General features: G+C 33.0%; 11 protein-coding genes. 8 read left to right on the top strand and 3 right to left on the bottom strand.

The genetic code is table 11. From position 1 onward, the window contains the following. Window positions 1-57: 57 nt before the first annotated feature. The 6 genes from QZ659_RS19275 (at window position 58) to QZ659_RS19300 (ending at window position 4,834) form a co-directional block, all read left to right on the top strand. The gene (locus QZ659_RS19275; protein WP_291728490.1) at window positions 58-771 is read left to right on the top strand and encodes a response regulator transcription factor; all 714 of its coding nucleotides are present in this window, start codon (window positions 58-60) and stop codon (window positions 769-771) included. Between the two features lie 113 nt (window positions 772-884). Next, a complete protein-coding gene (locus QZ659_RS19280) occupies window positions 885-2,141 on the top strand; it encodes an ABC transporter permease (RefSeq protein WP_291728492.1) in 1,257 nt (418 codons plus the stop codon). 217 nt (window positions 2,142-2,358) lie between these two features. Then, a complete protein-coding gene (locus tag QZ659_RS19285) occupies window positions 2,359-3,159 on the top strand; it encodes a hypothetical protein (protein ID WP_291728495.1) in 801 nt (266 codons plus the stop codon). A gap of 271 nt (window positions 3,160-3,430) precedes the next feature. Continuing rightward, window positions 3,431-3,907, top strand: a complete 477-nt coding sequence (gene greA / locus QZ659_RS19290) for a transcription elongation factor GreA (RefSeq protein ID WP_291728496.1) — start codon at window positions 3,431-3,433, stop codon at window positions 3,905-3,907. Window positions 3,908-3,991: 84 nt separating this feature from the next. Further along, window positions 3,992-4,387: an HIT family protein gene (locus tag QZ659_RS19295; protein ID WP_291728498.1), complete on the top strand. Its 396-nt coding sequence runs from the start codon at window positions 3,992-3,994 to the stop codon at window positions 4,385-4,387. A gap of 114 nt (window positions 4,388-4,501) precedes the next feature. Further along, complete coding sequence (locus QZ659_RS19300; RefSeq protein WP_291728500.1) at window positions 4,502-4,834, top strand: tRNA-binding protein; 333 nt, start codon at window positions 4,502-4,504, stop codon at window positions 4,832-4,834. 15 nt (window positions 4,835-4,849) lie between these two features. Here QZ659_RS19300 and QZ659_RS19305 read toward each other — a convergent pair whose 3' ends face one another. Next, window positions 4,850-5,368 carry a gamma carbonic anhydrase family protein gene (locus QZ659_RS19305; protein ID WP_291728502.1) on the bottom strand — a complete coding sequence of 173 codons (519 nt, stop codon included), beginning with the start codon at window positions 5,366-5,368 and terminating at the stop codon, window positions 4,850-4,852. Between the two features lie 244 nt (window positions 5,369-5,612). Here QZ659_RS19305 and QZ659_RS19310 point away from each other — a divergent pair, with 244 nt between their 5' ends. Beyond that, on the top strand, window positions 5,613-5,840 hold the full coding sequence (locus QZ659_RS19310) for a hypothetical protein (protein WP_291728505.1): 228 nt from the start codon (window positions 5,613-5,615) through the stop codon (window positions 5,838-5,840). On the opposite strand, the gene QZ659_RS19315 is transcribed toward QZ659_RS19310, so the two are convergent. Both QZ659_RS19315 and QZ659_RS19320 read right to left on the bottom strand, forming a co-directional pair. Next, the gene (locus tag QZ659_RS19315; protein ID WP_291728507.1) at window positions 5,841-7,127 is read right to left on the bottom strand and encodes a sensor histidine kinase; all 1,287 of its coding nucleotides are present in this window, start codon (window positions 7,125-7,127) and stop codon (window positions 5,841-5,843) included. A gap of 69 nt (window positions 7,128-7,196) precedes the next feature. Next, on the bottom strand, window positions 7,197-8,279 hold the full coding sequence (locus QZ659_RS19320) for a CAP domain-containing protein (RefSeq protein ID WP_291728509.1): 1,083 nt from the start codon (window positions 8,277-8,279) through the stop codon (window positions 7,197-7,199). 212 nt (window positions 8,280-8,491) lie between these two features. Here QZ659_RS19320 and QZ659_RS19325 point away from each other — a divergent pair, with 212 nt between their 5' ends. Further along, window positions 8,492-9,052, top strand: coding sequence for an ExbD/TolR family protein (locus QZ659_RS19325; protein WP_291728511.1), 561 nt, complete (start codon window positions 8,492-8,494; stop codon window positions 9,050-9,052). Window positions 9,053-9,125: the final 73 nt, after the last annotated feature.

Here is a 9,125-nt window from a genome sequence, read left to right on the forward strand (position 1 = left end):
CAGACCTTGACAATAGTTTTTATAAACTAAATTGTACTACTCAACTACTTAAAAAACATGAATAAGAAAATACTTTTTGTAGAAGATGACCCAACACTAGGTTTTGTAGTAAAAGACCACCTCACATTGGAAGGCTATGAAATTGAGTGGATAAAAGATGGAAAAGCAGCTTTAGAAACATTTGAAAAAAATACAGATTTTAATCTTTGTGTTTTTGATGTAATGCTCCCCAAATTAGATGGTTTTGAGCTTGCCAAGAAAGTAAGGACAAAAAATAAGCAAATTCCTATTTTATTTCTCACAGCCAAATCACTCCAAGAAGACCGTTTGCATGCGCTTCGAATCGGTGCAGATGATTACCTAACCAAACCCTTTAGTATAGAAGAATTAGTTTTGAAAATAGAAGTTTTTTTGAGGCGTTCAGTTATTTCTCAAATTGAAAATGTGAAAGATGAGGCTTCAAAAGATACTCCAATACAACTAGGAAAATATATTTTTGATGTCAAAAATTTGTCTTTGCTTGCCCCTTCACAAAAAAAATATTCCCTAACTTCAAGAGAAGCAGAATTGTTAGAACTCTTTTGTAAGAATAAAGAGCAGGTTTTGAGAAGAGAATTTATCTTGAAAGAGCTTTGGGGGGATGATGACTATTTTTTAGGGCGTAGTTTAGATGTTTTTATTTCAAGGTTGAGAAAATATTTGAAAGAAGATGAAAATCTACAAATAGAGAATATTCCTCGTGTGGGTTTTAAAATAACAGAAGATAAGTAAAATTATAATACTGCACATAACCTTCATTAAATCTGTAATAAATCAGACTTTATTCAAACCAACTAGATACTATTCTTGTATATAGTATCTTAAATTATAGCTTTGAATATCTTATGAATCTCACTCAAAACACAGCTGAGGCCTTGCGTGCTACTCGTGATAATTGGCTTCGCTCTCTGCTTACTATTTCGCTTATTGCTATCGGAATAACGGCTTTGGTAGGCATCTTGACAGCTATTGATGGCATAGAACAAAACATTACTTCTGGACTTTCAGATTTGGGAGCAAACTCTTTTGACATTAGAGATAAGAACAACAATATGCGTTCTCGTCGTCGTGGTGTAGTCGAAAAAATAGAAGCACCCCTAAAGTATAATGAAGTAATGGAATTTGACAGACGCTTTCGTCAAAGTGTGAGCTTAGAAGATGCTGTTACTGTCTATACAAGAGTGAGTTTTGGAACAGAAGTAAAGTATCAATCTGAAAAAACAAATCCTAATTCGTCAGTTGTCGGTATTGACCAAAATTATAATTTAGTAAAAGGATTTGACATCAAAGAAGGACGAAATTTTGCCCCTTTAGACATTCAAAGAGGAAGTCAGTTTGCCATCATTGGAAAAGAAATAAAGGAAACTCTTTTTAAAGATATTTCTCCTATTGGAAAACGTATTTTATTGAAAGGATATGGATTTACAGTTATTGGACTTTTAGAAGAGCAAGGAGGAATAGGAAGTTCATCAAGTACCGATAGAAGTGTTTTGATTCCTTTGCCTATGGCAAATATTTTAGGAAATGACAGACAACTTTCTTACACCATTACAGTAGGAGTTAAAAATCCTGCTCAAAAAGATGCTTTGATGGGAGAAGCAACTGGACTAATGCGAATCATCCGAGGAGACAAACTCACTCAAAAACCTTCTTTTGAAGTTTCCAGCAGTGAATCTTTAGCCTCTTCTTTGGGTGAAACAACAGTTATGTTGCGTATAGGAGGTGCTGGCATTGGTTTTCTTACACTTTTGGGAGCATCTATCGGACTGATGAATATCATGCTCGTTTCAGTAACCGAACGCACTAGGGAAATTGGAATCCGAAAAGCAATTGGAGCTTCTGCCAAACATATTAGAGAACAATTTATTATTGAAGCTATTGTTATCTGCTTACTAGGAGGGTTTTTTGGCATTTTTTTGGGTATTACTTTAGGAAATGGCGTAGCCAAACTTTTAGGAGATGCTAATAGTGAGTTTGTTATTCCTTGGCTTTGGATGATAACTGGAATAATAATTTGCATACTGGTAGGCTTGGCTGCTGGCGTTTATCCTGCCTATAAAGCCTCTAAATTAGACCCTATCGAATCTTTGCGTTACGAGTAATTTTTGTTATCTTGATATATATTTTTTTGGTAATCACCTTTTATGATTTTGTTTCTTTAACAAAAATCTACATATTACGTTTTATATTTCTTAATAAACTATCCTACATAAAAACAATATCTTTGTGGGAACTATCAACTCCAAACCTTGTGTTTGATAAGTTCTTAACCTAATCCACAAAAATATTCCCACTATTTTTACATATATTTTTTATTCAATGAAAACTACAAAATATTTATTTTTTTTATCTCTAATTGGTCTCCTATTTTTTTGTAATGGATATGTTTGGGCAACTTCGCTTACCACATTAAAAGGTACAAAATGGTATTTGGAAAGAATGACAGAGCAAGATTCTGCCATTTCTCCAAAAATTACTTCTAAGTTATTCAAGCAAGGAGCGCAACAAATCTCATTTGCCAACGATGGAAAGTATGATGCTAGAAATCTGCTTGGCTTAGACAGCTTGAAAGGTTTTTTCATAGAAACCAAACATACATTAGTGTTGAGCAATGAAGCTGGAAATGCTTATTATTGGGTGTTTGAAGTAGAAAATAAAACAACAGATTCTCTAACCTTACAGTTTGTCAATTATTCAGCAAAGAGTTCTGTCATACGTCTGACTTTTAAAAGAATGACAAAGCAAATTGAGGAAATGGTACTATCTCAAAATAATATTCCAAAATATGCTGATTTTAAAGGTAACTGGGAATGGAATTTTGATGGAAAAAAAGTAGCTATTCAACTCAATCAAGTAGGAAAAGAAGTTTTGGGTACACACTGCTATGGTGTAGATTGTCAACATAACTACTCACTTTCGGGAACAGTAGAAGGAGACACTGCAACCTTACAGATAAAAGACCGTAATACTTTAGAAATACTTGGAGTAGGAAAACTTATTCGTCTTGCTGATGGAACACTGAGTTGGAAACTTAGTAAGAATGAAAAAGGAAGCATTGTAACCGTTGAAAAGATACAACTCAATCAAATAAAAGGAATAAAAGAAGACGAAAAGATGTAGAGTAACGAGTGTTAAACTTAGTACATTCAGAACAAACAAATTACATCAAATTTAGTATCTTTGTAGTTACGACAAGCTAAAAAGTCAAACAAAATACGAAAAAAATATATAGGTTCACGCCAAATTTCTTAATGATTTGGTGTGTTCTTTTTTTGATTAATATTTTTGTAGCAAAAAGGTTTTAAACTCTTTCGCTTACAAAAATATATTGAATGCTCTCAGTATTCAGAGAAAATAAAAATACATACAAAATTATAAACTCATAATAATTATGGCAAATATATCATATTTTACAAAAGAGAAATACGACGAATTACAGAAAGAGCTTCTGCACCTCAAAACAAAAGGAAGAGCAGATATTGCAGCAGAAATTTCAGAAGCTAGAGATAAAGGCGATTTGAGAGAGAATGCAGAATACGATGCAGCAAAAGATGCACAAGGAATGCTAGAAATGAAGATAGCAAAGCTAGAAACGACTATCAGCAATGCTCGTATTATAGACGAATCTCAAATCGATACTTCAAAAGTTTCTATTCTTTCAAAAGTTAAGATTAGAAATGCAGCTAATAAAAAGTTGGTATTGCAATATACGATTGTAGCTGAAGAAGAAGCTGATTTGAAGAAAAATAAAATTTCTGTGCTTTCTCCTATCGGAAAAGGATTATTAGGTAAGAAAGTAGGTGAAGTGGCTGAAATAGATGCACCAAGAGGGAAAATGCAATTTGAAATTTTAGAAATAACAAGATAAGAAGTGATAAATGATAAACTAATATAGATTTATCTATTACCTTGGTATTTCATTTATCATTTAACACTAATCATTTATAATTGTATGTCTATTTTCACAAAAATCATTAACGGAGAGATTCCTTCCTACAAAATTTTGGAAGATGAAAAGCATTTTGCTTTTTTAGATATTCGTCCTCTGAAAGAAGGACACGTTTTGTGTGTTCCTAAGAAAGAAAACGATTATATTTTTGACCTTTCAGATAATGAACTTGCTGATTTAATGGTTTTTTCAAAAAAAGTTGCTACTGCACTTAAAAAATCTATTTCTTGTAATCGTATTGGAGTAGCTGTTGTTGGTTTAGAAGTTCCTCATACGCATGTGCATCTTATTCCAATAGATGAAATTGCAGATTTGAACTTTGAACAAAAGCGACCAGAGTTTAGCCAAGAACAATTTGAAAAAACGGCTGAAAAAATCCGTCAAAACTTTGAAAATTAACTTCTAAACAAAAAGCCTTTTTCTGATGAAGAGGGCTTTTTGTTTGCTGTTCTGTGAGCCACAGAATGGGGAATGTTTTTCTATTATCCATTTAAAAAAATATCAATTCATAAAGTGATTTCCTATTCAGATTTTGAAAAAATAGAACTTCGTGCCGGAACAATTTTGGAAGCAAAAGTTTTTGAAAAGGCACGCAAACCAGCCTATCAGTTGCGTATAGATTTTGGCGATTTCGGCATTAAAAAATCTAGTGCACAGATTACAGTAAAATATCCTAATCCAGCAGCATTAGAGGGCAAGCAGATTGTGGCAGTTACTAATTTTCCTCCTAAACAAATTGCCAATTTTATGTCGGAATGTCTTGTATTGGGTGTAGTAGGCGACGAAAATGCTGTAACACTACTTACCACAGACAAGCCTACTCCAAACGGTTTGTTGATTAGCTAAAAATAAAGGTAAAAGCTACTCCTCCCCTTCCATAAACCAACCCGAATATTTGATGTAGTTGTTGGCTATGCGTTGGAGCATTTCGCCTCTTTCGCCAATGGGTTTTACTTTTTTTGCAGGCACGCCAGCATAAATATATCCACTCTCTATTTCTGTGCCTTCCAAAACGACTGCTCCTGCTGCTACAATGCTTCCTGTTCGGACAATTACACCATCCATAAGCCTTGCGCCCATTCCTATCAGTACATTATCTTCAATCGTACAGCCGTGAACAATGGCATTGTGTCCGATACTGACATAGTTTCCAATCGTTGTAGGCGCAGTTTGGTATGTTCCATGAATGGTTGCATTGTCTTGAATATTGGTATGATGTCCGATTTTAATGTAATTTACATCGCCACGCACCACAGCACTAAACCAAACACTACAATTATCTCCCATTTCTACCTCACCTACAATCGTAGCATTAGGAGCTAAAAAACAATCTTTGCCAAACTTAGGAGAAAAACCACGTACAGGAAGAATAAGAGCCATAAGGAAATGAAAAATTTAGAATGAACAATGAAAATTATATGATAAAACCTCTTTAAAGATACAATAAAGCTAACTAAAATGCAGTATAAAATCGCTTACTGATTATTAATGATTTACTAATATTTTTGAGACGATTAGGAAATATAAACGTCGTAATTTAGTAGCATCAAAAAAGAAGTTTTTAGTTATGCTATTCCAATTTAGCTAGATTTTCATTTATCTAAAAAAATAATTTTTATTCGTCATGAATACAGCTACTCAACATCAGATTGCTAGTTATAAAAACCAAATTAAAAATGTTCTTTCACTGCTCAAAACAGAATATGATAGTTTGAATCACTCTAGCAATACAGATGAAAATATTTCTCCCAACGAAATCCGAAAGCTAAGAGAAATATCTAAAAAACTCAATGAATATTGTAGCGATGTGATGGCTTATCAAGAAAAAATACGACTTCTGAATAATGGATAATTAATAAACATCAATTGAAATTAAAAAAATTGTTCCCCTGCTCAATTCACTTTCTAACTTGATTTTCCATTTATGAGCTTTTATGACTTGCTTTATGTAGCTAAGTCCAAGTCCGAAGCCTTTGGTCGTATGAATATCGTCAGTTTGGATTCTAAAAAACTTATCAAAAACTCGTTTTTGGAATTTTTTATCTATGCCGATGCCATTGTCTTTGATGGATAAAATGATTTTATTCTTTGTTTTTTGAATAGCAATTTCTACAAACGGAGTGTTTTGATTGTATTTGAAAGCATTTTCCAAAAGGTTATGTAGCATATTTTGAAAGTGAACCTTATCAGCTTCTATGAAAATATCTTCCTCTAAAGAATTAAATTCAATATTGAAATCTTGATTTTCAAAATCTTTCTTAGCCAAAACTTCTAGCTCAAAACTTTCTATTGTTTCTTTTATCGTTTTTTGGAGATTCATTTTTTCTAAAGAAAGAGGCACATAACTACTTCGCTCTAGCATCAAGAGTTCTACCAATTTTTCTACTTGTGAGCTTAATCTTTCCGTTTGTTCTTTTACAATGATAGCATATTGTTTTTTGCGTTCTTCCTGTTTCTCTTCTGTCGTCAGAACTTTGGCTGCAATTCCCAAGATAGAAATAGGTGTTTTGAGTTCGTGAGTAATGTTATTGATAAACTGCTTTTGAGCTTGTGAAAACTGCCGTTGTGTAATGATAAAAAACATTCCATACACCAAAAAGAAAATTACCAGTAATAAAATAATAGACAAAAATATCCAAATGTCCATTTCGGAAGCAAGTTGAGAAGAAACAGAGGGAAAACGAACACCAAAATAATAGTTTTGTCCTTCCCACTTGGGTAATTCTTTTTTTAGTTTTTTATTGACCTCATCTTTCTGATGTATAGAAATATAATTTCCATAGACCATTTTCTCGCTATCGCAATCATAGATACCATACTCAAAATCGGTTTGAATATTTCGTTTTGAAAACTCATTTTTTAAAAAATATTCTAAGACAGCAGCATCAATTTCACAGTTTACACTTACTGTATAATAATCGCTAGAAAGTTGATTGATAGGAGAACTGGAAGGCAAAGTAGTTTTGCTATAATCAGCAATTTTTTCTGCTATATTTTGAAGAGCTACCTGTATTTTTTGTTCATTTTGTTTTCTATTGGCATCAAAAGCACGCCTTACCCAATAGATTTGAATGATTACAATTCCAAAAATAGAAAGTAAAGCGAAAGCTAAAAGAAGTGTAATGGTGCGTTTGTTCATACCAGTTTAACCGTTGTTAGGTATTTTACCTCGTTGACGGTCTTGACCTCAACGACGGTTGAAACATAATTAATAAATCAAAATCATTGACCAATATTTTTCTTTTCTAGCTGCACCAATACGCTTTACTCGTGCATCCATCAGACGTTTACACTGAGGAGGAGTAAGTTTCCAACCACGAAAAGCCTGCTCTATTTCTGTAAAGCTATACGACATATTTTCATAAGCTCTTTCTGTTTCTATTCCTACATCTGCCAAACGCTCTACTGTGTTTTTCCCTCCAATATCGGTAGTCATTCCTTTACTTTTCCAAAGATTCACAACCAGTTCTTTTGTGGCATAGGCTACTGTATCGCTCCACGAAACTTCTGGAACGGGTGGAAAATAACTTCCTCCACAATGACATCCTTTTGTTCGAAGTTCGTTAGTAAGTTCTAAAAAACGTTGAGCAAACACACCATCTATTTTTTGTTCTTCTTCTATGCGTTCGTCTATAATAGGTTTTTCCTCTTTAATAATTTCTGGTATTGGATTATTTGTAACGCCTTCTTTTTCTTGAAAGTCTGTAATATTGGCAATCATATCTTGCTGTGAACCCAAATCTTGACTGTCAAAAGTTTTCATTTCTACATTCAAACAGTTAAAATGGTTTGTTTTGAGCTCTGCCCCAATGCCCTCAATAAAATCTGTTACTTTTACATGGTTAGGCAAGCGTGGAAAATGTACTTCACAAGTAAAAACATCGCCATCGTGTGTGATAAGTTGGACTGGGTTGCTTGTATTGAGTAAAGGAATTTCTACTTTTCCATTGCGAGCAATATTTTTTATTTCTATGAGTTTGAAAACTTCTGACTGATTTGCATCATTTTTTAAAAACCACGCCAACTGTGTACCCGGTCCGTAGTAGGTTGCCGTTCCTTGTTCATAATGAGACACATAACGAAAGTGAAAAATAGTTCGGTCTTTTGTATAATCAATCTTATCCAAAATATAGTTGCTCTGCCATTTTTTATATATAGGTTTATAATCTACATAAGGCTTGTTAGAAACTTCATTTGCATCGTTTGGTGCGTTTAAATCTTGTGCAGAGGCTATTTCAAAACTAAAAATAGTTATCAGTAAAGATAAAATATAAATTAAATGCGTTCTCATAATTGCTTATTCGTTTGGTATTAGAATAGGTTTTCGGTGTAATATAAATGTTTAATCTAAACGCAATTTAAAGGTATTACGTTGCTTGCGATTTTAAGAGAGTGATAAATTATGTTACTAATCAGATAAAAAGGGATTCAAAAATAAAGCGAGTTTTACTACTTGTCTTTATTTCCTGTATTTATTTCAAATAATTTAAAACTTTAAGTAATATGATTTCCAAACGAGAAAAACCTACTGTAAATGCTAGTTCGATGGCAGATATTGCTTTCTTACTACTAATTTTCTTTTTAGTCAGTACACGAATTTCAACAGAAAAAGGCTTTGCAATGAGCCTTCCTCCAAAAAAAGAACAACAAACTTCGCCTACACCAGCTTTAGACAGAGACGTTTTGAGGATAAGCCTCAATTCTGAAAATAAAATTTTATTTAAATCTGATGAAATAGGCACAGTTGCAGAAGTCGAAGAGCGTGTCAAAACACATCTTATGAACTACAACAAAGATGAAAAGTATTCACAAAATCCACAAAAAGCTGTTGTTGTTTTAAGTAGCCAACGCCAAACAGATTATAATTTTTACATTCAAGTATTGGACAAGATAAAAGCAGGCTACCACAAAGCAAGAGCAGATTTTCTGACCAAAAAATTAGGTGTAAAATATACGCCTTTAGAAGTTATAGATTTTGCACAGCAAAAAACACAAGAAGAAAAAGAACTCTATCAGCTTCTTCAAAAAGAATTCCCTATCAATATTTTAGAACAGAAAAATTAGGTATAGCATAAAAAAAACTGGTTCTTTATGAATTTGGTTGCAAATAGACTTTTTGGTTAAATACAAATCGTAT

The organism is Bernardetia sp. (assembly GCF_020630935.1).
Classification (GTDB): Bacteria; Bacteroidota; Bacteroidia; order Cytophagales; family Bernardetiaceae; genus Bernardetia.